The organism is Pseudomonas sp. IPO3774 (assembly GCF_013386835.1).
Lineage (GTDB): Bacteria > Pseudomonadota > Gammaproteobacteria > Pseudomonadales > Pseudomonadaceae > Aquipseudomonas.
This window is the reverse complement of record NZ_JACAQY010000054.1, coordinates 13,861-36,058: the sequence shown is the minus strand read 5'-3', so window position 1 is coordinate 36,058 and position 22,198 is coordinate 13,861. Positions and strand designations below refer to the sequence as shown.

The following is a 22,198-nucleotide window of genomic DNA, read 5'->3' as shown; positions in this document are numbered from 1 at the left end:
GCGAGGCACCGAGTGGTGGGGCAAAGACCTTTTGGTTACTTTTGGCTGGGCCGGCATTCCGGGCGTTTGCCAAAAGTGACCCGCTGTAAGAGCGGAACCATAAGCCGCCGTTACCTAAATAACGGATATGTACTCAACCCCAACCCCTAGCGAAACCGCGCGATCACCGCCTCCACCACCGGGTTCGGCCGCTGGGTATTCCAGGCGACGGCCGTGGTCACCACATTGAGCTTCTGGCTCAACGCCCGAAACACCACATTGGCCGGCGCCAGCTTCTTCAACGACGCCGGCACCAACGCAATACCCTGCCCATAGCTGACAAACGCGATCTGCGAAGCCACCGACCGCACTTCATGCAGCACCCGAGGCGAAAACCCGCTGGCACGACAGGTAGCGATCAAATTGTCGAAATACACCGGACTGACGTTGCGCGAAAACATCACCAACGGCTCATTCGCCAGGCTCGACAAACTGATCCGCGTACGACTCGCCAACGGGTGATCCGCCGGCAACGCCACCACCAGCCGGTCCTCCGTCAGCGGCAATGACTGCACCGAAGCCCCAAGGTCACCATCCAGCCGGGCAAACGCCAGGTCGATATCCCCGGCCTCCAGCGCCGGCAACGCCTCGACGCTGTCGATTTCCCGCACCGACACCGTGAGCTGCGGGTAATCAAGCTTCAGTTGCTCGATCAACCCCGGCAGCACATCAAACATCGCCGTGGAAATCGCGCCGATGGTCAACATCCCCGACTGCCCCGCCACCGCTTCTTCCACGGCGAGTTCCAGGCGCTCCAGCTGCTCGGCGAACTTGCGCACCGCCGGCAGGATCGCCGCGCCCACCGGAGTCAGCTTGGCCCCCCGTCGGGAGCGGTCGAACAGCTTGACCTTGAGCGCCTGCTCCAGCACCTGGATCTGCTCGCTCAGCGGTGGCTGGGACATGCCGAGGCGCTTGGCCGCACGGCCAAAGTTCTGCTCTTCAGCCACGGCCAGGAACAACCAGAGGTGACGAATCAGGCGAAAGTTGATCATGGTCTTATCCATAGGTTAAGCGTATGCAAGGCTTCTGTACTTCGTAATATACCGATCATAGCCACTGCCTGACACTGGCCGCCTCCGTCACCCGAGGCTTGCCCATGACCCCTGACCGTTTGCTCGACCGCCTGGCCGCACTGGACACCAACACCGTGTCCGACGCCCTCGACTTCCTCGGCCTGCCCGGCGCCACCGTGGGCCTGCGCCCATTGTGGAACTGCCCGAAGATCGTTGGCCGCGCCAGTACCGTACTGCTCGGCCCCAAGTCCGACATCGCCCCGACCGTGCACTTGATCACCCCGGTGATCGAACAGGTCGCGACAGACGACCGGGTGCTGGTGATTGCCGGCGGTATCGAGGGCATTTCCTGCTGGGGCGACATCATCGCCAACGCGGCGTTGCGCAAACACATACGCGGTACGGTGATTGATGGTTTCAGCCGCGATATCGACGGCAGCGAAGCCATCAGCTATCCGGTGTACGGACGCGGCGTGACCATGATCAGTGCGCGCAACCGCGTGGTGCAGCTCGACGCCGGCGTGACCCTCAGCGTTGCTGGCGTAAGCGTCAGCGAGGACGACTACGTGATTGCCGATACCTGCGGCACGGTATTCGTGGCCCAGGCGGTGATCGAAAAGGTCCTGGACCTGGGCGAGCGCATTGCCCGCCGCCAGGACGGCATGGTGCAGGCCGTGCGCAGCGGGCGCTCTGTGGTCGAGGTGATGCACGACGCACAGTTTGAGGCGATCAGCCGATGAGTACCGATATCCAGCGGCTGAACCCGCGCCTGGCCAGCGCACAACCGTCTGCCACCTATCGCATCATGGACCGCGTCGCCGAACGCCGGGCGCAAGGCGCGCAGATTATCTCGCTGTGCGCCGGCGAACCGGATTTCGACACCCCGGCGCATATCCGCGAAGCCGCGATCCAGGCCATTGAAACCGGGCATACCCGCTACACCCAGGTGGCCGGTGCGCGGGCCCTGCGGGAGGCGGTGGCGGCGAAGTTCCGGCGCGAAAACGGCCTGGACGTGTCCTGGCAGGACACCCTCGTGTGCAACGGCGGCAAGCAGGTGATCTACAACGCCCTGGCAGCCACCCTCAATGAAGGCGACGAGGTGATCGTGCCCGCGCCGTACTGGGTCAGTTACCCGGAGATGGTGCAACTGTGCGGCGGCGAAGTGCGCATCGTCACCTGTGATGCCGACAGCGGTTTCAAGCTGACACCCGAGGCCCTGGCCGCTGCAATGACCCCGCAGACGCGCTGGCTGATCCTCAACTCACCGTCCAACCCCACCGGTGCGGTGTACAGCCAAGACGACTTGCGGGCACTCGCCGAGGTGCTGCTGGCCCACCCGCAGGTGCTGATCCTGGCCGATGACATTTACGAGCACCTGATCTTCGACGGCCAGGCCTTTCATACCCTGGCCCAGGTTGAGCCGCGTTTGGCACCACGCACATTGACCATGAACGGCGTGTCCAAGGCCTACGCCATGACCGGCTGGCGCATCGGTTTCGCCACTGGCCCACGCTGGCTGCTGGAGGCCATGGAAAAACTCCAGGGCCAGCAGACCTCCGGCGCCTGTTCGATCTCGCAACAGGCGGCCCTCGCTGCACTGGAAGGCCCCAGGGATTTCATCCGCGACAGCCGCCGGGTGTTCCAGGCGCGCCGGGACTTGATGGTCCAGTTGCTGAACGACACGCCAGGCCTGACGTGCATCAGCCCCGCCGGCGCGTTCTACGCGTTCGCCTCATGCGCCGCGCTGATCGGGCGCACCTCGGCGGGCGGGCGGCTGCTGCGCAGCGATGAAGACGTGGCCCTGGCGCTGCTGGATGAGGCCAATGTAGCCGTGGTGCATGGCAGCGCCTTCGGCCTGGGGCCGTACATCCGCATCGCCTATGCCCTGGATGACAAGTCGTTGCGCCAGGCGTGCGAGGCAATCCGCGGCTTCTGCAGCAGCTTGCTGGCAGAAGAATAAAAGTGATGAGTTCACATAGATAAATATCGCTAATGGTGGCGTGCGCCCCTTCTTAAGATTAAGGCCGAACAGGACAACACTCACAACAACAAGGTCCGCCCCCATGTCTATGCCTGAAGTCATAAAACCCGCTGTGCGCAGCCAATACCGCTGGGTGGTTGCTGCGCTGATTTTCCTGATCTACACCGTGGCCGCCGCCGACCGGGCCAACCTCGGCGTGGCGCTGCCGTTCATTCGCCAGGAATTTGCAATGAGCAATGCCCAGGCCGGTGGCCTGGTCAGCCTGTTCCTGCTGGCTTACGCCCTGGCACAACTGCCGTCGGGCTTTGCCTTCGGCCGCTTTGGCGTCAGCCGGATCCTGCCGGGGGCCATGGTGCTGACCTCCCTGTTGACCGGGCTGGTGGGCACCGCCAGCTCACTGCTGGCGCTGAAACTCTATCGCCTGGGCCTGGGTATCGCCGAAGGCCCGCTGCCCATCAGCATGACCACCACCATCAATAACTGGTTTCCGGCACGGGAAAAAGGCACCGCGTCGGGGATCTTTCTGTCGGCCGTGAAGTTCGGACCGGTGATCGTGCCGCCGCTGTGTGCCGTGATCATTTCGGTGTGGGGCTGGCGCGAAATTTTCTACTTCTTTGCGATCCCGGGCATCGTGCTGGCGGTGGTCTGGTACTTCCTGGTCACCGACCATCCGTCCCGCAGCCGCTTCGTCAACCAGGCCGAACTTCAATACATCGTCGAAGACACCGCAATCGCCCAGACCGCCCGTGTGCACAAGACGCCGGCGTGGGTGAAAAAGCTCGACCGGGTGATCCGCACCCGCGATGAAAAGCCCCTGGAAACCAGCCGTCAGGTTTTCACCTCATGGAATATCTGGGGGTGCGCCACCAGCTACTGCTTCCAGCTCGGTGTCTCCAGCGTGCTGCTGGCGTGGATTCCCACCTACCTGATGACCGTCAAGCAGTTCTCGATCATGAACATGGGCCTGGTCTCGGCAGCGCCCTGGGTGGGCGCGGTGCTGGGCAACCTGCTGGGCGGTTTCTGCTCGGACCGCCTGATGGGCGGGCGCCGCAAGCCGGGCATGTTGCTGTCAGCCGTCGGCACCTCGTTGATGATGTACCTGCTGATCAATTCACCGGCCGAGCCCCTGCCCTACGGCTTGCTGCTGATGCTGACCGGCGTGGTGCTGAGCCTCGGCTTCTCGTCCTACATGGTCTACCCGATGGGCCTGACCACCAAGAAGACCTTCCCGATCTCCAACGCCATTGTGAACATGATCGGCCAGTTGGGCGCCGCCGCCACGCCCTTCATCACCGGCCTGCTGCTGGACAACTACGGCTGGAACTACGTGTTCGCCTGGCTGGCGATCGGCTCGTTCATCAGCTTCATCATTTTGCTGACCATTGCCGAGCCCCGCCCGGCCTCCAGCCACGCGACCTGATTTGTCACCACCACGAGGAGTTATCCATGTCACCCCAAGACCAAGAATTGGTTGCCCTGTTTGCCGGCCTGGACACCCCGGGCGTGTCCGACGCCCTGGACAAGCTAGGCCTGCCCGGCCAATGCCTGGGAATCATGCCCCTGGACAACTATCGCCAGGTGGTGGTCGGCCCGGCCTTCACGGTGCGCTACGTCAGCGCCAGCACCCCGCCGGGCACCGTAGGCGACTTTATCGATGACGTGGCCGAAGGCGATGTGGTGGTGATCGACAACGACGGACGCAGCGACTGCACGGTGTGGGGCGACATCATGACCCAGTACGCCGGCAGCCAGCGGATCGCCGCGACGGTGATCGATGGCGTGTGCCGCGACGTGAGCAAGGCCCTGGGCGACGGCTACCCGCTGTTCACCAAGGGCCGGTTCATGCGCACGGGCAAGGACCGGGTTGAAGTGGAAGCAGTAAACCAGCCGGTGTCCATCGGCCAGGCCCGGGTGTGCGCCCGGGACATCGTGGTGGCCGACGCCAATGGCGTGGTGATCGTGCCGCGCGAGCGGGCCCATGAAGTGGCGGCGTGCGCGCGCTCGATTGAAGCGGTGGAAGCGCGTATCCGGGCGCTGCTCGATGAAGGCAAATCCCTGCGTGAAGCACGGGCGGCGCTGGGTTATCACACCCTGCAACGCAAGGGCTGAAAGGTCCTTCAGTTGGCCGGTCGCAACAGCTGCATCTGCTGGCGGTAGTCATCCGTCACCTGCCGCGCCTGACCGCTGCTGGTGATCACCCTCGGCGTGATCAGCACGATCAACTCGGTGCGATCCCTGGACTTGCTGGTGTTGCCAAACAACCAGCGCAGCCCGGGGATTTTCCCCAGGTACGGCACGGCGCTGACGCTCTCCGCGTTGTCCTGCTTGATCAACCCGCCGAGCAACACGGTCTGGCCGCTTTGCACCGCCACCTGGGTCGACACCGAGCGCGTGGAGATACGCGGGTTGTTGGGTGTGTCGCTGCTGTTGGTGGTTTGGTTCTCGGCGTCGCTGACCTGTTGCTGGATGTCCATGTACACCAGGCCGCCCGGGTTGATCCGCGGCACCACGTCGAGGATCACCCCGGTCTGCACGTATTCGACGCTGCTCAAGGTGCTGTCGGCGTTGCCGGTGTTGACCGTGGTCTGGCTGATGGGGATGTTGTCGCCCACCTGGATCTGCGCCGGCTGGTTGTTCATCACTACCAGCGATGGCGCCGACAGCACCTGGGTGCGGCCGTTGGTTTCCAGGGCGTGCAAGGCCACTTGCAGGTTGGAGCTGACGAAGGAATAGAACAGCGAATCCGCGCCCAATCCCGCACCGCCGCCACCCAGGGCGCCCTGGCTGCCAGGGGTATTGGCTACCGTGGTGCTGGTGGAGTTGCCCGCCAGGCGGCCCAGGTACCATTGCACCCCTAGGTCCAGTTCGCCGGTGAGTTTGACTTCGAGGATGCGCGTCTCGATCTGCACTTGCAGCGGCGGGTTGTCGAGGCGCTTGATCGCCGATTCGATCTCCTTCCACTGCACCGGTCGGGTGCGTACCAGCAACTGGTTACTGCTTTTTTGCGCGGTGATCCGGGTGCCGGCATCGAGGCTTTTGGGGGCGGGGCCTGGCTCGGCGTTTTCAGTGTCTTCAGTGGCGGCCGGGGCCTGGTCCTCATCGTCACTGACGGGCGGGCTATTGCTGCTGTTGTTCAAGCCACCCGAGGTGCCGCCGCTGGTGTTGAGTGACGACAAGGTCGCCGTGCGCAGCCCCGGCGCCACCTTGGCCGGCGCATCGTCCTTGATCGCGCCGGTGCCGTAGATCTGCCGCAGGTATTTGGCGAGGTCCGTGGCCTTCATGTTGCGCACGTCGTAGACGTACATCTGCGGCTCGTTGCCGCCGCCTTCATCGATGGTGTGAATCCAGTCGCCAACTTCACTGAGGTACTGCGGCTGGGACGAGATCGCCACCACCGAATTGGTCCGCTCGATGGGCAGGAAGCGCACCATGCCCGCCAGGGGCATGCCGCTGTCGGGGCCAAACATTTTTTGCAGCTCGGGCATCAACTCGGCCACCGAGGCCCGTTGCAAACCGAACACCCCCACCGACATGCCCTTGAGCCAATCGACGTCGAAGGTGTCGATGGTGTCCTGATAGTTGGCCAACTCATCCGGCGTACCGGCCAGGCTCAGCACGTTGCGTGCCGGGTCCACCAGCAGGAATGCGTTTTCCCGGGCGAACGGCTTGAGCAGTTTCTGCATTTCCGTGGCCGAGATATAGCGCAGCGGAAACAGCCGTGCCGAGAGCCCGCTGGAGGGTCGCGACACGCTCATTTCCGGCACCAGCTTGCCCGCCACCGCCTGGTTGGCGGGCAGAATCACGTAGCGCTGGCCCTGGCGGATCATCGCGTTATCGGTCCAGGACAACAGGGTTTCGAGGATCGACAGCGCCTGTTTCTTGTTCACCGGCTTTGAGGTGGAGAAGCTTACGTTGCCTTTCACACCCTGGGCGATGCTGTAGTTCTCGTGCAGCAGGTCGCCCATGACGCTGTTGATCACCGCCTCAATCGGCTGGTCGGCGAAGTTGAACACGATGTCGCCGCTGGCTTCATCCTTGACCGCCGGCGCAGGTGCGGGCTGGCGCACGAACTGCTGGTTACCGCGAATCAACTGGCGCTGGGGCGGCGTAGGCGCCTGGGGTTGGCGGCTGTCGGCCGCAGGCGACTCGCTGGCCGGGTCCACGGGCGGCCGTTGCGAACCGGTGCCCTGCATCGCCTCGTGAAGCAAGGCATCGTCCGGGTCGAGGTGATCGGGGAATGACCCACAGCCGCCCAGGGCGACGGCGGTGGCCAGGCAAAACACGCTGGTGCGCAAGGCGCTAGGGGAAGTATCGATCAAGGGGCGGGCTCGTGAGGAAGGGAAATCGGTGGTGTGGTGGACGGCGGCGGCAAACGCGGAACGCTGAGGCTCAGGGTTTGCGTGCGGCCATCCAGCACAAAACGGGCGTGCAGCGGTGTCAGGTGTTCCAGGCGCCAGCCGTTGGGCAGAGTCTGGCCTTGGTGGACCTTGAGCGGCGGGCCCTCGTCACGCTTGAGCAGCGCGACGCGCAGGTCGCCGTCGAGCAGCACGCCGGTCAGCTTCAGGCTCGACAGGCTGGAAATCTCGGCCTGACCCACGGCGGCATCGGGGCTGCGGTCGGGGCTGAACAGCGGCGCCTGCCAGGTGCCGGCGAGGCTTTCCAGGGTCGCACTCGGGGCCACGTGAACCTTCGCCGAAGCATTGGCGCGCACGGCGGAGGCAGGCTCATCCAGCCACTGCGGCGCGTCGCCGATGCTGCTCAAGATGCCCACCATCAGCAGGCCCAGCAGCCCGGCCACACCGAGCAACACCCACTCGAGGGGGCGCAATGAATTGATCATCGGCGGGCCTGCGTGGCGGCTGCCGGTTGCAGATAACCGCGCACCAACAGGTGCACCACCAGCTTTCCGGCACCGCCGCTGGCGGGGGCATTCGGCCCGCGACGGACGCTCATTTCATCCACGAACAGGAACGGTCGCTGGTACTCCAGCTCATGCAGGATCGCAGTCAAGGGTTCGATGGCGCAGTTGAGGGTCAGGCTGACTTTGACCTGGCGATAGGGCTCGGTATCGTCCTGCTCCGGGGTGATGGGCATGCGCTGGGTCAGGCTGCAGCCGCCGCCGAGGCCGGCGCGGCTGTTGATCAGGTCGGCGATGCGCTGCATCAGGTCCGCCGCCACGGCGCTGGGGTCATCCCCCGGCAACAGGCTGGTGCTGCTGGCCGGGTCCTGGCGGGCTTGCTCCAATTGCTCACGCAAGGCGGTGCCCTGGTGCAGCAGGCCCGCATAGCGTTGCTGTTGTTCGCGCAGCTGTTCGGCCTGCTCGCCCATGGCACGCAATGGCCCGGCGAACCAGCTGTCGATCAGCAGCCAGTAACCGCCGCCCAGCACCAGCGCCAGGACCAGCAAGGCGGCGCCGCGACGCTCACGGGGTGTCAGTGGTCGGCGCATCGGCGGCCTCCTGGTGCAAGTGGGCGCGCAGGGAAAACTGATCCTTGCCGGTTTGCGCATCGGGTTGGATCACCCCTTCGAACTGGGGGTTTTCCAGGCTGTGGCACGCCTTGATCCGGGTGATCAGGGCACTCGCCTTGGCGCTTTGCCCGGAGAAGGACACGTCGGCGCCGTTGTTGACGTCCAACTGGTCGATCCAGGTATCGGCGGGCAGGCAGGCGGTCAGCTCGTTGAGCAACGCCGCCAACGGCGGTTGTGCCGACTTGCGGCGAATCAGGTACTGCGCGGCGCCACGGGTATTGAGCAGTTGCTGGCGCAGGCTCTGGACCTCGGCGACTTGGGCTTTCTGTTGTTGCACCTGCGCCTGCATGACGTCGAGCACCCGCTGGCGGTCGTTGAGCCACAGCAGCATCGCGGCAATCAGCAAGGCGCCGCACAGCCAGGGCAGGCTGCGTTGCAAGCCCTTCCCGGCCGGCCGCTGGCGTGGGCGCAACGGCGCCGGCAGCAGGTCGATGCCCATTGGCCCGTCTACATCCACCGCATGGGGCTGCAAGCCGAGGGCAGCGCAGTCCAACAGGATTTGATCCAGGCGCTCCCGCAGGATGGCCACCAGGGTCACTTGCACATGCGTGGCGGTGCGCCGTTCCTGACGGGCCACGAAGTACAACTGTTCAGCTTCGAACGGGGTAAAGCGGTCCAGCTCATAACCCACCACGGTCGACAGGTTGCGCGCGACCGCCAGGGGCAGTTGCAGGGTTTGCAGCAACACCGCCGAGGGCGCGAGCACCAGCACCTGGCGCACCTCGTCGGCAGGTTTTGCCACCGGCCCGGTCAACGGCCAGTGGTAGCGGTGCTCGGGGATGTCACGGACCGACAGCCACGCCGGCAGGCAGCCACGCAGCTCCTTGAGCCACAGGCGCCAGCCCACTTGCAGCAAGCTGCCGCGCCAGCGCCGGGTGAGCGGTTCGGCCAGCTGTTGAAGGCGCGCCACTGGCGCCGAAAGGTTTGGATTCATTCTTGCCAACGCAGCACCCGATAAGGTTGTGCGCTTCCCTCCGATGGGCTCAATAAAACCGTGGTTCGTAACTGGGCGTGGTAACCGCCGGGGCGTTGTGCGCGGCTGTCGATCACCAGCACGTCACCGGGGTCGGCCCCTACCGCGCTCTGCCGGGGCAGGTTCAGCGCCTGGCGCATCAAGGGGCTGGCGAAGGCGGGATCGGGCCGGTCGAGGCCACTCCACAAACTGATTTCCGGGGTGAGCCGGCTGTACAGCGCCTGGGTCATGCCGGGCAATTGCCGCACTTCCTCCACCACGCGGAACGGCGCCAGGCCTGCGTTGCGCCGCATTTCCAGGTCCCTGGCGAGCCGGCTGGCCTGGGCCTGGGTGGCGCCGCAGGCCAGGGCCAGGCGGGCAAAGTCAGCGGCCTCGGCGCTGTTCAAATACAGCTTGCCGCGCTCGCTGTGCAGGCTCACGTGAAGCTGTGCGTCATCAAATACCAGGGGCATTTCGCGGCCGTCGGCGATCCATTGCTTGCGTTGCAGCGGGTCGGCCAGGGCCTGCATGGCCAACGCCACGCCCGCCTCCGCCGCCAGCAGCGCCTGGGTATGCTGGCGATGCCACAGGGCCTGGCGGCTTTCCAGTTGTACCCAACCGGCCAGGCCGCCCAGCAGCAAGCTGAGCAACGCCAGTACCCACAGCACCAGCAGCAATGCAACGCCGCGCTGACGCTTCATTCGCCTGATGCTCCGCTAGAGAGGTTCAGCCGCAGGGCAACCACTTGGGTGACCCACGGCACCGGTCCGTTGACTTGTGCTGCAATGCGTACCGCATAAGGCAGGCGTTTGGTCCACGGCCAGTCACTGATCCAACCGGTGGCCTGGCCCTTGGGCGACAGGCCGCGATAGCTGAATTGCAGATCCTCGACGTTCTTCAGCAACACCTGCGGTTCGCTGCGGGTGGCCGGCACGCTCACTTGGGCATTGGACTCAAACCGTGCGAACGCCACCTGCAACTCGCGCTCGGTCAACTGCAAGGTGAAACGCTGGATACCGCCGCCGAGCACGCCCGGCAAGGTCGCGACGTATTGCAGGCGCTGGGGAGCGCCGACAAAAAAGCCGTTGGTCTGGCTGTCGTCCTCGGTCACGTCCAGGGGCAGCGCCTCGCTGATGGAAGTGCGCAGGAACTGTTGCGCGGCGCGACTTTCATCCAGGTTGACGGTGTAGCGCTGCGCCTTGAGTACTGCACGGTTGGCTCCCAGGAGCGCGCCGCCCACCAGGGCCAACAACACGCCCAGCAGGCTGAGCACGATCATGATTTCGAGCAAGGTGAAGCCCCGCTGCTGCTTCACTGGAGGCTCCCGTCGCGGCTGGCGCGCAGTTTCAAGGTACTGAAATTTGCGCGGCGCGGACCTTCGCTGACGCTGAGATCAAGGCGAAACAAATGTGGCTGACCGATGCGGGTGGGCTGCTGGGCGACGCGCAGTTGCCAGGCAATGCCGTCCAGCTCGCCCTCGCGCACGCCACTGGCCAGGGGCCCCGACGCCTCCTGATCCATCACGCTCAAGGCGGTATGGGTCAGGCGGTCGCTGTGGGCCACCTGCAACAACGAGCGCGCGCTTTGGCCGAACGCGACCAGCAACACCGTGCTGCAGATCGCCATGAGGGTCAGCGCTGCGAGCATTTCCAGCAAGGTGAAACCCGACTGACGCTTCATGGCAATGCCCTGGACTGCACGCTGCCGGTCAGCCAGCCGACGTCGATGCGCCAGCGTCGCGTGCCATTGGCCAATAACAGGTTGCCGCCGGTAGAGCTGCCGTCGGGGTAAAACTCCACCGCAGAGCCTGCGTGTTCGGCGGTGTGCAGGGTCACTTGCAGATCGGCCGGCCAGTGCTTGATGGGTTGCCCCGGCGCCTGAAAGCTCAGCCGGGCCAAGTCGAAGACGGTCTTGGCCGACCTGCCGCTGACAATCGCCCGTGCCCGTGTGCTGCGCAGGGCATCCACCATCTGCCCGACCACCTGGCGCTCTTTCGCTACCCGCAGGCCTTGTTGCAGGCCAAATCCCACCAACCCGGCCGCGATGCTGATCAACACGATCACCACCAGCATCTCCAGCAGGGTAAAGCCGCGTTGGAGGGCCGGCATTATTCCCAGTTGCCCAGGTCGGCGCTGTAGCCTTCGCCGCCGGGCTGGCCGTCCTGACCGTAGAAGATCAGGTCGAAGGCGCCATGTTCACCGGGGAAGCGATAGCCGAAGGCATGGCCGAACGGGTCCTTGAGGTCTGAGGGCTTGGCGTACGGCCCGGCCCAGCCGGCGGTGTTGCCGGGCTTGTCGACCAATTGCTGGAGGGTCTTGGGTGGCGAGCCGACGTCCAGGCCGTAGCTCTCGATCTTCATGCTCAGGCTGGCCAGTTGCGCCTTGCCCGCGCCGTATTTGCCCTTGTCGACGTTGCCGCCCACCTGGCGCACCACGATGGTGGCGACGATGCCCAGCAACACAATCACCGCGAGCATTTCCAGCAAGGTGAAACCGCCTTGGCGGCGGGCGGGTTTGAAACGGGTATGGCGCATCGGCTTGCTTCCTTGGGTCTTCATATATTGCTGGTCAGGCTCATCAGCGGCAGCATGATCGCGAGCATGATCACCGCCACCAGCACCGCCATGACCACCGTCAGGGACGGCACCAGGGCGGCGAGCAGGCGGTCGATGCCGCGCTTGGCTTCAACGTCGAACACGTCGGCGACCTTGAGCAGCATGCTGTCCAGTTCACCGGCCTGTTCGCCGACTTCAATCATTTGCAGGGCCAGGTCCGGCAGCAGCGGTTGGCTGCCAAATGCACTGGCCAGGGTGCCGCCGCCTTTCACCGACTCGGCGGCCTGGGCCACTTGTGCCTGCAAGGCACGGTTGGTGCAGACCTGGCGCGCGATCACCAGCGCTTGCAGCAGCGCCACGCCGTTGCTCAGCAAGGTGCCGAGGGTGCGTGCCAGGCGTGCGGCTTCGACCCGCTGCAACAGCGGGCCGATAACGCGGATACCCAGCACGCGCCGGTCGTACTGCTCGCGGTGTCGTGGGTTGCGCAGGCGTGCCGCCAGGGCCCAGACCGTCACGATCAACCCGGCAAAAACCGCCAGGCCATAGGCGCCGAGGAACTGCCCAAGGCCCAGGATCACTTCGGTGATCAACGGAATCGGCACGCCCAGATCCTTGAAGATCGGCACGAACTGCGGCACCACGTAAGCCAGCAACAGCGCCAGGGAACCGAGCACGCCCACCACCAGGAAGGCGGGATAGATCAGCGCGTTGATCACCTCGCCTCTCAATAACTGGCTGCGTTCCAGGTAGTCACTGAGTTGGCGCAGGGTGTTCTCCAGCGCACCGCCCGCCTCACCGGCACGCACCATGCTCAGGTACAGCGGCGAAAATTGGCTGCCCTCCTCTTCCAGCGCTGCCGACAATGGCTTGCCGGCCTTGACGTGCTCGCGGATACGCTCGATCAGTGCCCGGGTCTGCGGCTGGCCGGGCTGCTTGAGCAGGATGCCCAGCGAGCGCTCCAGCGGTTGGCCCGCGCCCAGCAGGGTGGCCAGTTGCTGGGTAAAACTGACCAGCGCCGCGCCATTCAACTGGCCGCGCCCGAAGGCATTGCGCAGCCCTTGGGCACCGGCGGCATCGATGTGCAATAGCAGCAGGCCACGCTTGTGCAGCGCAGCGACGGCGGCGGCCTGGTCCTTCGCTTCGAGGGTGCCGTTCTGCGCGACGCCCTGGCTGTCCAGGGCACGGTATTTGAACAGGCTCACGCGCCCTCTCCACGGGTGACGCGCAACACTTCTTCAAGGGACGTGACACCGGCCACCGCCTGGCGCAGGCCTTCTTCATGCAGGGTGCGCAAGCCACCACGGCGGGCGGCCTGTTCGAGGGTCGCGGCGTCGGCCTGGCGCATCAACAAGCTGCGCAGTTCGTCATTCATCACCAGCAATTCGGTGATTGCACTGCGGCCGTGGTAACCGCCGCCGGCGGCGTTGGCGCGAGGCCGGTAAAGCAGGATCGGGCGCTGCTCGGTGAAGCGGTCGAGGCCGTGTTCCTCGATCAGCTCCGGCGGGGCTTCGAACGCCTCGCGGGTCGCCGGGTCGAGGCGGCGCACCAGGCGCTGCGCGAGGATGCCATTGACGGTCGAGGCGATCAGGTAGCTCTCCACCCCCATGTCCAGCAGGCGCGTGATACTTGCTGCGGCACTGTTGGTGTGCAGGGTCGAGAGCACCAGGTGGCCGGTCAGGGAAGACTGGATGGCGATGCGGCAGGTTTCGAGGTCGCGGATTTCACCGATCATGATCACGTCCGGGTCCTGGCGCACGATGGAGCGCAGCGCGCCGGCGAAGTCCAGCCCAATGGCGGGTTTGACCTGGATCTGGTTGATGCCTTCCAGCTGGTATTCCACCGGGTCTTCGACAGTGATGATCTTGCGCTCGGCGGTATTGAGCCGCGACAACGCGGTATAGAGCGTGGTGGTTTTACCCGAGCCGGTGGGCCCGGTGACCAGCAGGATGCCGTGGGGCCGCTCGAGCACTTCAAGAAAGGTTGCCAGGCGCTGGCCATCAAAGCCCAGGCTCTGGAAATCGAACTGCACGGTCTGGCGGTCCAGCAGGCGCATCACCACCGACTCGCCAAAACTGGTGGGCACCGTAGATACCCGCAGGTCCAGTTCCTTGCCCTGGATGCGCAACATGATCCGGCCGTCCTGCGGCAGGCGGCGCTCGGCGATGTCGAGGCGCGCCATGATCTTGACCCGGGAAATCACCGCCGCCGAGGAACTCGCCGGCGGCGCTTCCGCTTCATGCAGCACACCGTCGATGCGGTAGCGCACCTTGAGCTGGTTTTCAAAGGGTTCGATATGGATGTCCGAGGCGCGGTGCTCCACGGCCCGTTGCAGGATCAGGTTGACCAGGCGAATCACCGGGGCTTCGGAGGCCATGTCCTTGAGGTGTTCGATGTCTTCCAGGGCGCCGCCTTGTTCGTCGAGGTTTTCGATCAGGGTGCCCATGGCGGAACGGCCCTGGCCGTAGTAACGCTCGATCAGGGTTTCGACTTCGTTGCGCGGCCCGACCGCCAGCCACACCGGCACGCCGCACGCGTACGCCAGGGCCTGGAACGGATACAGCAGCGCCGGGTTGGCCGCCAACACCCGCACACCACCGTGGCTCCAGCCTACCGGCACCACCTGGTAATGGCGCATGAAGCGTTCGGTCAGCGCCGGCAGCGGGTCGAGCACGGGCGGTGCGGCATCGGCCAGCAGCAACGGCGCGCCGAGCAAATCGGCCCAGGCCCGCGCCAGTTCCACTTCGGAAACCAGCCCCAGGCGCGTCAGCAGGCCGAGCAGTTCGGGGTCGTCGGATTCCTGGGATAACCGTCGAGCACGTTCCAGGTCGACGGTTTTCAGACCGGCTTTTCGCATCAGCCACGCGCACACTTGTTCGGCATCCGGAATCTGCATTCGGCATGCATCGATGGGCATTGACGGTATCGGTTGAGACATCTGCACCATTCTGAACAACTAGTTGAAGAGGCTGTTTCCAAGGGTGCAGAAACAACAACTAGTCCCAGCGGCGCCTTGAACAAGATCAAGACCCTGCACACAAGCGATGTGCAGGACAGCCGTGGCAAATCATGGCCTTTTAGAACTACTGACCAAGGCCATTAGTTCGCCACAATTCATAAAATCTTGTTAAACACATCGACTAACATATTGATGCTTAGTTCACGATTGCAAATAGCCAGCCCACTGCAACAGTACTAATCATTGAACTTCTCGTCGTTTAATTTTGAACTGCACAAGAGTGCCACTTCCCTGTGGCGCGATTGCCGCTAGAAGTCGACGGTCGCCGACAGTAAATACGTGCGCGGCGTCGACAAGGTCAACCCCGGCTCGCTGTCATCCGAAGCACCGGCCGAACTCCAGTAGCGCCGGTCGGCCACGTTCTCGACATTGGCCCGCAGGGTGATGTGCTTGTCGTCGACCTTGAAGGCGTAGCGTGCGCCGACATCAAGCCGCGTCCAGGCGTCGATTTCCTTGACGTTGGACTGGTCCAGGTACTGCGAGCTGGAATAGATCCCGCGGCTGGTCAGGGTCAGGCCTTCAACAGTCGGCACGTCCCACTCCGCGCCCAGGTTGACGTTGTACTTGGGCGTGGCCGGCGCGCGGTTGCCGTCGTAGGTGCCGTTGGTGGTGTGGGTCAGTTCGCTGTCGATGTACATCACCCCGCCCAGCAGGCGGAAACCCTTGAGCGGCTCGCCGAACACGCTGAGTTCCACACCATCGTTCTGGCGCTTGCCATTGGGGCCGAAGACCAGCGTGGTGGCGTTGGTCTCGTAGGCCGGCTGCTTGATCCGGAATACAGCGGCCGTCACCGCGAACGCACCGGCGTCGTACTTGGCGCCGACTTCGACCTGACGGCTGATGAACGGTGGGAAGATTTCGTCATCGTTGACCGACGCCGACGGCGCGACCTTGCCCTGGCTCAGGCCTTCCATGTAGTTGGCGTACAACGAGAGCTTATCGGTGGCCTTGAACAGGATGCCGCCGGACGGTGAAATTTTTTCCTCGTCGTAGGCGGTGTCGCCTTTGACGTTGTCGGTCCAGTCGTCGACCTTGACCCGCTGCCAGCGCGCACCGAGGGTCAGCAGCAACCGGTCATCGAAAAAACCCAGGGTGTCGGACAACGCCACACCGCTGAAACGGTTTTCGGTGTAGACCTTCGAGTCAAATCGCGTTGGCCGGCCAGGCGCGGGGGTTTCAACAGGGTTGTAGATATTGCTTGAACCCTGCGCATATCGCGCGCCGCCGTTTTCGAAGTCCATGTAGAAGTAGCTGGCCGCCAGGTTGACCTCATGGCTCACCGGGCCGGTATGGAACCAGTTGCGCACGCCCGCCGTGGCGGTGCGCACGTTTTCATCACGGGTGAAGTCGCGGGGCTGCACGCTGAAATCGCCGGCGTTGTTGGCCACCGACACTGCATGGCGCAGGAAGTCATGGTTGCTTTTGCGCGCACCGACGCCGCCGTAGAGCATTACGTTGTCGCTGAGATCAAACTCGCCGTTGACCGTGCCGAAGGTGTCGTTGGTGCTTGCCTTGCTCCAGGGCTGCGCGTAGTTGTGGCGTACGTCGTTGGCACTCGGCACCCTGGCGTCGGGCCCGACTTGCACACGTTCCTGGGGGGCGTCGGTGTCGCGCTCGGTACGACCGATGTCGGTGGAGAGTCGCAGGCGTTCACCGCGAAAATCCAGGCCCAGCACGGCCATTTCGCGGTCGACACTCTGGTGATCCCAGGCGGTGTCGCCGGACTGTTTCACGCCGTTGAAACGCAGGCCGAACTGGTTGTCTTCACCAAAACGCCGGCCGATATCCACGGCTCCGCCCGCCTGGCTGTCGGAGGCCCAACTGCCGGTGAGCGAGGTGATGGGTGTGTCGGTGGCACGCTTGGGCACCACGTTGATCCCGCCGCCCACGCTGCCCCGTGGCGAGATGCCGTTGATCAACTGGCTGGGGCCTTTGATGATGTCGACGCGCTCGGCCATTTCCATGTCGATGGTGTAGGTCGGCAATACGCCATAGAGGCCGTTGTAGGCGACATCACTGTTGAACAGGCTGAAGCCGCGAATGGTGAATTGCTCATAGCGCCCGCCGGCCGGGTTGGTGGCGCGCACCGAGGGGTCGCTGGCAATCAGGTCGCCAAGGGTACGCGCCTGTTGGTTCTTGACTGCCGCGCTGGTGTAGGTGGTCATGCTGAACGGGGTATCCATGAAGTCCTTCGAGCCCAGCAGGCCCTGGGAGCCACGGCGCGCCACCTGGCCACCAGCAAAGGACTCGCTGCCGGCATCGCCGGTGGTGCCGAGAATCGAGGTGGGCGCCAGTTGCAGGCTGCCGCCTTCGGGAATCGGGGTCAGCCTATAGGCCTGCTCGCCCATTGGCTGCAGTTGCAGGCCGGAGCCCTGGAGCAGGCGCGCGAAACCTTCTTCGACGCCGTATTCGCCGGACAACCCGCTGCTGTTGCGGCCGCTGACCAGCGCCGGGTCCACCGAGAGGTTGACCCCGGCCAGCCCGGCGAAACGGGTCAGCGCGGCGCTCAGGCTGCCGGCCGGCACCTGGTAGCTGCGCCGGGACGCACCGTCTTCGGCATAGCTGATGGGAACGAACAACGGGCTGGCACTCAGGCTCAGCATGAGGCTGAGGTTCAGCAACGGGCGTATTGCGGGCATTGGAAGAAGCTCTCGATTTTGTTCACTTACCTGGAATGACCAGTCACGTGAAAAAAAGGGACAGGCTTCAGCCACTATTTTTTGATTATTACGGTTTGATGCCTTTGAGCTTCTGGAGCAGCTCCATCAATTGCTCCAGGGATTCCTCGCCGAACTGCTCCTGGATCTTCAGGTAATTGCTTTCCATCCCGGCGCTCATGTCGACGAAACACTGCTGGCCCTGTTCGGTCAGGGCGACGAACACCCGGCGCTGGTCTTCGGCGGATTTGCGCCGGCGCACGATGCCGTCACGCTCCAGCCGCCCCAGTACGCCGGTCATGCTCGGCTTGAGGATGCATGCGAGGTGCGCCAGTTGGTGGCTTTCGAGTTCGCCTTGCTGGCGCAGGATGCGGATCACCCGCCACTGCTGTTCGGTCAGGTCATGTTCATTGAGCAACGGCCGGAAGAACGCCATGGTCGCTTCGCGGGCCTGGAGCAAGGTGAGCGTAAGGGACGGTCTGGGGGTGGGCATGGTTCACGCGCAATAGAGGTCGAAGCGACGAAGCTTAGAGTCGGTGTCCCGCGTGCGCAACCCGACGCACGCAGCAAGTCGTTAATTTCGAAACGAATTCATAAAAACCTGTTAATCCAGCTATTCAGCTTAAAGATAACATGTTAACAATATGCCCGCCCCTGCCCTGGTGGCGGGCTCTACCAACAAAAACAACAAAAGGAACGCCCCTCATGCATTCGTGCCTCTTTCGCACGGCGGCAAGCGCTGGCCTGTGCGCCGCGTTTAGCCCTCTGGTCGCCCACGCCGACTTCATCCAGGACAGCAAGGCCAGCCTGGACCTGCGCAATTTCTACATGAACCGCGACTTTCGCCAGGCCAACGCGCCGCAGAACAAGGCAGACGAATGGGCGCAAGGTTTTGTGCTGCGCCTGGAGTCGGGCTATACCGAAGGCGTGGTCGGGTTTGGCGTGGACGCCCTGGGTGAAATGGGCCTGAAGCTCGACTCCAGCCGCGACCGCCGGGGCACCGGGCTGTTGCCGTCTGGCGCCAGCGGCGAGCCGGCCGACAGCTACAGCGAACTCGGCCTGACCGCCAAATTGCGCGTGTCGAAAACCGTGCTCAAGCTCGGCACCCTGCAACCGCTGTTGCCGGTGGCCGCCTATAACGACACGCGGCTGTTGCCGTCGACCTACAACGGTGAACTGGTGACCTCCCAGGACATCGACGGCCTGACGTTGAACGTCGGCCGCCTGGAAAAGCAGAACCTGCGGGACTCCTCCAACAACGAATCCATGAGCTACGGCGGCGTCTCCAGCAGCCACCTGGACCTGGCCGGCGGCACCTACGCAATCAATCCGCACCTGGCGGCGACTTATTACTACGCGCAGATGCAGGACATCTACCGCCAGAATTTCATCGGCCTGGTGCATGACCTGCCGCTGGCCCAAGGCGTGAACCTGCGCACCGACCTGCGCTACTTCGACACCCGCGAGCAAGGCAGCACGCTATTGCGCAGCCCTACCCGCGTGGACGGCGGGCGGATCGACAACCGCTTTTTCAACGGCATGTTCAGTTTGTCGGTGGGCGCACACAAATTCGGCCTGGGCTTTCAGAGCCTTTCCGGCGACGGCGACTTTGCCTTCCCGGGGCAAGATCCGTATTCGGTCAACCTGGTGACCATCAATATCTTCACCAAGGCCAACACCGATGCCTGGCAGGCGCGCTACGACTACAACTTCGCCGCCCTCGGCCTACCGGGCCTGACCTTCATGACCCGCTACGTCGACGGCAGCCACGCGCAAACCGCCACGGTGCGCAACGGCCGCGAATGGGAGCGCGACACCGACCTGGTCTACACCGTGCAGAGCGGCCCGCTGAAGAACGTCAACGTGCGCCTGCGCAATGCGACCCTGCGCTCAAGCAACGGCCTGACCAGCGACATCGACGAAAGCCGGGTGATCATCGGCTACACCGTAGCCCTGTGGTAACGCCGGGCGCCTCAACGCAACCCCGATTGACGCTGGCGGTATTCCCCCGGCGTCATCTGCGCGTAGCGCTGGAAGAACCGGCTGAAATACGCCGGGTCCTTGAACCCCAACTGGTAGCAGATTTCATTCGCCGAACTGCCGGTGAACAGCAGCAGGCGCCGGGCCTCCTGCATCAGCCGCTCCAGAATCAGGCGCTTGGACGGCAGGTCGGCGATGCGTCGGCACACCTCGTTGAGCCGCGCTTCAGTGACGCCGATACCGTCGGCGTAGCGCGACAGCGGCCAGTGTTGCAGGTAGTGGTCTTCGATCAGTTCGTTGAAGCGGTGAAAGATCCGCAGGTCTTCGTGACGTGCAGGGCGGGCTTCCAGGGAATTGGCGCAGAGCCGCAGCAGGCTGATCATGATCAGCCGCGTCAGGCTGTCCAGGGCCGAACCGCGTCCGCTGGCCTGGGCGTTGATCTCGCTGCACAGCTCATCAAACAGGAATTCCAGGCGGCGCACCTCGGGCTGAAACTCCGGTGCCAGCCGCGCCAACGCCACGCAGGCCGCCGGCAATTGTGCGCCGGGGGCCAGGCTGGGGTCGGCGTCGATCAAGGCCCACACCAGTTGCTGGCGCACGGTCAGCACATGGCCGTCGGCGTCGGCTTCGGTGACGAAGGAATGCGCCACCGTCGGCGGCGTGAGAAAAAACATCGGCCCGGATTCGAGGTACTGCTGGTCGTCCAGATAGACCCGCACCGCGCCGGTTTTGACGTAATGCACCTGGAAAAACCGGTCATGGCGATGCACCGGCATGTTGCGGCCAAAAAATCCCGCCAGGTTGCCGAGCCGGTCGTAGTGCACCTCGGCATCGCTGTAACGCTGGTCGTAGACCTGCCCGATGTTGATGTTGGGGATCGGCTGACGATCGCTCATCACTGCATTCTCTTTGTTGTTTTGACTGCACTGAAATATTGCCACGCTTGACGATAGTTAACATCTTAATTATAACGTTAACACGTTAACGAATTTCCCACGGTGCAGGTCCGAATCTGCCCCGCCACTGCCAGGAGAAAAGCATGAGCCGTGCCCTGCATGATGTTGCGAACGGCACCCTGTTCGGCGTTGCGCTGAACTACCAGGGGTTGCTGAACCAACGTCTCGCCGAATTCGAACAAGCGCCTTACCAGAAACCACCGGTGAAGCCGGTGCTGTTCATCAAGACGCCCAATACCCGCAACGGCCACGACGGCGTGGTGCTGCACCCACAGGGTGAACGCCTGCAACCGGGCCCGGCACTCGGGGTGGTGATTGGCAAGAGCGCCAGCCGGGTCAGCGTCGAAAATGCCCTGGAGCATGTGGCGGGCTACACCATCGTCAATGAGTTCAGCCTGCCGGAAGACAGCTACTACCGCCCGGCGGTGAAAGCCAAGTGCCGGGACGGTTTCTGCGCATTGGGCCCGGAACTGGTGGCCCGCGACCAGGTCGCCAATCCGCATCAATTGAGCGTGAAGCTGTTCGTCAACGGTGAACTGCGCCAGCAAAACTCCACCGCCAACTTCGTGCGCAGCCTGCCGCAGTTGATCGCCGAGATCAGCGAGCTCATGACCCTGCACGAAGGCGATGTGCTGATCACCGGCACCCCCGAAGGCCGGGTGGATGTGCAACCCGGCGACACGGTTGAAGTCGAGATCAGCGGCCTGGGCCGCCTGGTCAACCACATCAAGGCAGAGGAGCTGTCATGAAACACGCCCGTATTCGCTTTGAAGGTGAAGCCCACCAGGTGCTGGTAGAAGCTGAAAACGCCGTGCGCCTGGCCGACGGCCGCCTGCTGGCCGAAGACCAGGTCGAATGGCTGCCACCGGCCACCGGCAGCATGTTTGCCCTCGGCCTGAACTACGCCGACCACGCCGCCGAACTGGCCTTCAAGCCACCGACTGAACCGCTGGCGTTCATCAAGTCCCCCGGCACCTACACCGGCCATAACCAGGTGACCTGGCGGCCGGACAACGTCGCCTACATGCACTACGAGTGCGAACTGGTGGCAGTCATCGGCAAGCCGGCGCGCAACGTCAAGCGCGAGAACGCCCTGGAGTATCTGGCCGGCTACACGGTGTGCAACGACTACGCGATCCGCGACTACCTGGAAAACTACTACCGCCCCAACCTGCGGGTGAAAAACCGCGACGCCACCACGCCCGTGGGCCCATGGATCGTGGATGTCGCCGACGTGCCGGACCCGAGCAACCTGAAGCTGCGCACCTGGATCAACGGTGAACTGCGCCAGGAAGGCAGCACGAAAGACATGATTTTCGACATCCCGTATTTGATCGAATACCTGTCCAGCTTCATGACCCTGCAGCCCGGCGACATGATCGCCACCGGCACCCCGGAAGGCCTGGCGGATGTGGTGCCGGGGGACGAAGTGGTCGTGGAAGTGGAAGGCGTCGGTCGCCTGGTCAATCGAATTGTCAGCGAGGCGGACTTTTTCGCCGCCCGTAAAGAGGCTTGAGCAAC

The 22,198-nt window shown here is 63.9% G+C and carries 22 protein-coding genes; 7 read left to right on the top strand and 15 right to left on the bottom strand.

Annotation, left to right across the window (positions count from 1 at the left end):
- Window positions 1-146 precede the first annotated feature (146 nt).
- Window positions 147-1,031: a LysR family transcriptional regulator gene (locus HYE77_RS26025; RefSeq protein WP_134326192.1), complete on the bottom strand. Its 885-nt coding sequence runs from the start codon at window positions 1,029-1,031 to the stop codon at window positions 147-149.
- 104 nt (window positions 1,032-1,135) lie between these two features.
- Here HYE77_RS26025 and HYE77_RS26020 point away from each other — a divergent pair, with 104 nt between their 5' ends.
- From HYE77_RS26020 to HYE77_RS26005, 4 genes are all read left to right on the top strand, one after another.
- On the top strand, window positions 1,136-1,792 hold the full coding sequence (locus tag HYE77_RS26020; RefSeq protein WP_008437212.1) for an RraA family protein: 657 nt from the start codon (window positions 1,136-1,138) through the stop codon (window positions 1,790-1,792).
- Entirely contained in the window at window positions 1,789-3,012 is a 1,224-nt protein-coding gene (locus HYE77_RS26015; RefSeq protein ID WP_177069796.1) for a pyridoxal phosphate-dependent aminotransferase, read from the top strand. The genes HYE77_RS26020 and HYE77_RS26015 overlap by 4 nt, the downstream gene beginning before the upstream one ends.
- Before the next feature lie 103 nt (window positions 3,013-3,115).
- Window positions 3,116-4,453, top strand: coding sequence for an MFS transporter (locus HYE77_RS26010; protein WP_256347486.1), 1,338 nt, complete (start codon window positions 3,116-3,118; stop codon window positions 4,451-4,453).
- Window positions 4,454-4,479: 26 nt separating this feature from the next.
- Complete coding sequence (locus HYE77_RS26005; RefSeq protein WP_177069795.1) at window positions 4,480-5,142, top strand: RraA family protein; 663 nt, start codon at window positions 4,480-4,482, stop codon at window positions 5,140-5,142.
- A gap of 8 nt (window positions 5,143-5,150) precedes the next feature.
- On the opposite strand, the gene gspD is transcribed toward HYE77_RS26005, so the two are convergent.
- The 13 genes from gspD to hpaR all read right to left on the bottom strand — a co-directional run bounded on the left by gspD (window position 5,151) and on the right by hpaR (window position 18,234).
- On the bottom strand, window positions 5,151-7,352 hold the full coding sequence (gspD, locus tag HYE77_RS26000; RefSeq protein WP_177069790.1) for a type II secretion system secretin GspD: 2,202 nt from the start codon (window positions 7,350-7,352) through the stop codon (window positions 5,151-5,153).
- Window positions 7,349-7,873, bottom strand: a complete 525-nt coding sequence (locus HYE77_RS25995; RefSeq protein ID WP_008437209.1) for a general secretion pathway protein GspN — start codon at window positions 7,871-7,873, stop codon at window positions 7,349-7,351. The genes gspD and HYE77_RS25995 overlap by 4 nt, the downstream gene beginning before the upstream one ends.
- On the bottom strand, window positions 7,870-8,481 hold the full coding sequence (gene gspM / locus HYE77_RS25990) for a type II secretion system protein GspM (protein ID WP_032899613.1): 612 nt from the start codon (window positions 8,479-8,481) through the stop codon (window positions 7,870-7,872). The genes HYE77_RS25995 and gspM overlap by 4 nt, the downstream gene beginning before the upstream one ends.
- Complete coding sequence (locus tag HYE77_RS25985) at window positions 8,456-9,496, bottom strand: PilN domain-containing protein (RefSeq protein WP_177069788.1); 1,041 nt, start codon at window positions 9,494-9,496, stop codon at window positions 8,456-8,458. The genes gspM and HYE77_RS25985 overlap by 26 nt, the downstream gene beginning before the upstream one ends.
- Entirely contained in the window at window positions 9,493-10,215 is a 723-nt protein-coding gene (locus HYE77_RS25980; protein WP_177069786.1) for a general secretion pathway protein GspK, read from the bottom strand. Before HYE77_RS25980 ends, HYE77_RS25985 begins: the two co-directional genes overlap by 4 nt.
- On the bottom strand, window positions 10,212-10,829 hold the full coding sequence (locus tag HYE77_RS25975) for a prepilin-type N-terminal cleavage/methylation domain-containing protein (protein WP_102368629.1): 618 nt from the start codon (window positions 10,827-10,829) through the stop codon (window positions 10,212-10,214). The genes HYE77_RS25980 and HYE77_RS25975 overlap by 4 nt, the downstream gene beginning before the upstream one ends.
- Window positions 10,826-11,194: a type II secretion system protein gene (locus HYE77_RS25970; RefSeq protein ID WP_008437204.1), complete on the bottom strand. Its 369-nt coding sequence runs from the start codon at window positions 11,192-11,194 to the stop codon at window positions 10,826-10,828. The genes HYE77_RS25975 and HYE77_RS25970 overlap by 4 nt, the downstream gene beginning before the upstream one ends.
- Window positions 11,191-11,622: a type II secretion system protein gene (locus HYE77_RS25965; RefSeq protein ID WP_177069785.1), complete on the bottom strand. Its 432-nt coding sequence runs from the start codon at window positions 11,620-11,622 to the stop codon at window positions 11,191-11,193. Before HYE77_RS25965 ends, HYE77_RS25970 begins: the two co-directional genes overlap by 4 nt.
- Window positions 11,622-12,047, bottom strand: a complete 426-nt coding sequence (gspG, locus tag HYE77_RS25960; protein ID WP_003209911.1) for a type II secretion system major pseudopilin GspG — start codon at window positions 12,045-12,047, stop codon at window positions 11,622-11,624. Before gspG ends, HYE77_RS25965 begins: the two co-directional genes overlap by 1 nt.
- Window positions 12,048-12,067: 20 nt before the next feature.
- Entirely contained in the window at window positions 12,068-13,270 is a 1,203-nt protein-coding gene (gspF, locus tag HYE77_RS25955) for a type II secretion system inner membrane protein GspF (protein WP_102605832.1), read from the bottom strand.
- Window positions 13,267-14,961, bottom strand: a complete 1,695-nt coding sequence (gene gspE, locus HYE77_RS25950) for a type II secretion system ATPase GspE (RefSeq protein WP_177029019.1) — start codon at window positions 14,959-14,961, stop codon at window positions 13,267-13,269. The genes gspF and gspE overlap by 4 nt, the downstream gene beginning before the upstream one ends.
- A gap of 371 nt (window positions 14,962-15,332) precedes the next feature.
- Window positions 15,333-17,723, bottom strand: coding sequence for a TonB-dependent receptor (locus HYE77_RS25945; RefSeq protein WP_177069784.1), 2,391 nt, complete (start codon window positions 17,721-17,723; stop codon window positions 15,333-15,335).
- An 88-nt stretch (window positions 17,724-17,811) separates the two neighbouring features.
- Window positions 17,812-18,234 carry a homoprotocatechuate degradation operon regulator HpaR gene (gene hpaR / locus HYE77_RS25940; RefSeq protein WP_008437189.1) on the bottom strand — a complete coding sequence of 141 codons (423 nt, stop codon included), beginning with the start codon at window positions 18,232-18,234 and terminating at the stop codon, window positions 17,812-17,814.
- A gap of 212 nt (window positions 18,235-18,446) precedes the next feature.
- On the opposite strand from hpaR, the gene HYE77_RS25935 reads away from it, so the two are divergent.
- On the top strand, window positions 18,447-19,703 hold the full coding sequence (locus HYE77_RS25935; RefSeq protein WP_003209894.1) for an OprD family porin: 1,257 nt from the start codon (window positions 18,447-18,449) through the stop codon (window positions 19,701-19,703).
- An 11-nt stretch (window positions 19,704-19,714) separates the two neighbouring features.
- On the opposite strand, the gene hpaA is transcribed toward HYE77_RS25935, so the two are convergent.
- The gene (hpaA, locus tag HYE77_RS25930) at window positions 19,715-20,617 is read right to left on the bottom strand and encodes a 4-hydroxyphenylacetate catabolism regulatory protein HpaA (RefSeq protein ID WP_003209891.1); all 903 of its coding nucleotides are present in this window, start codon (window positions 20,615-20,617) and stop codon (window positions 19,715-19,717) included.
- A 143-nt stretch (window positions 20,618-20,760) separates the two neighbouring features.
- Between hpaA and HYE77_RS25925 the strand changes: the two genes are divergently transcribed.
- Both HYE77_RS25925 and HYE77_RS25920 read left to right on the top strand, forming a co-directional pair.
- Window positions 20,761-21,426 (top strand): fumarylacetoacetate hydrolase family protein, encoded by a 666-nt coding sequence (locus HYE77_RS25925; RefSeq protein WP_177069779.1) that lies wholly within the window; start codon window positions 20,761-20,763, stop codon window positions 21,424-21,426.
- Complete coding sequence (locus tag HYE77_RS25920; protein WP_003209888.1) at window positions 21,423-22,193, top strand: fumarylacetoacetate hydrolase family protein; 771 nt, start codon at window positions 21,423-21,425, stop codon at window positions 22,191-22,193. Before HYE77_RS25925 ends, HYE77_RS25920 begins: the two co-directional genes overlap by 4 nt.
- Window positions 22,194-22,198 lie beyond the last annotated feature (5 nt).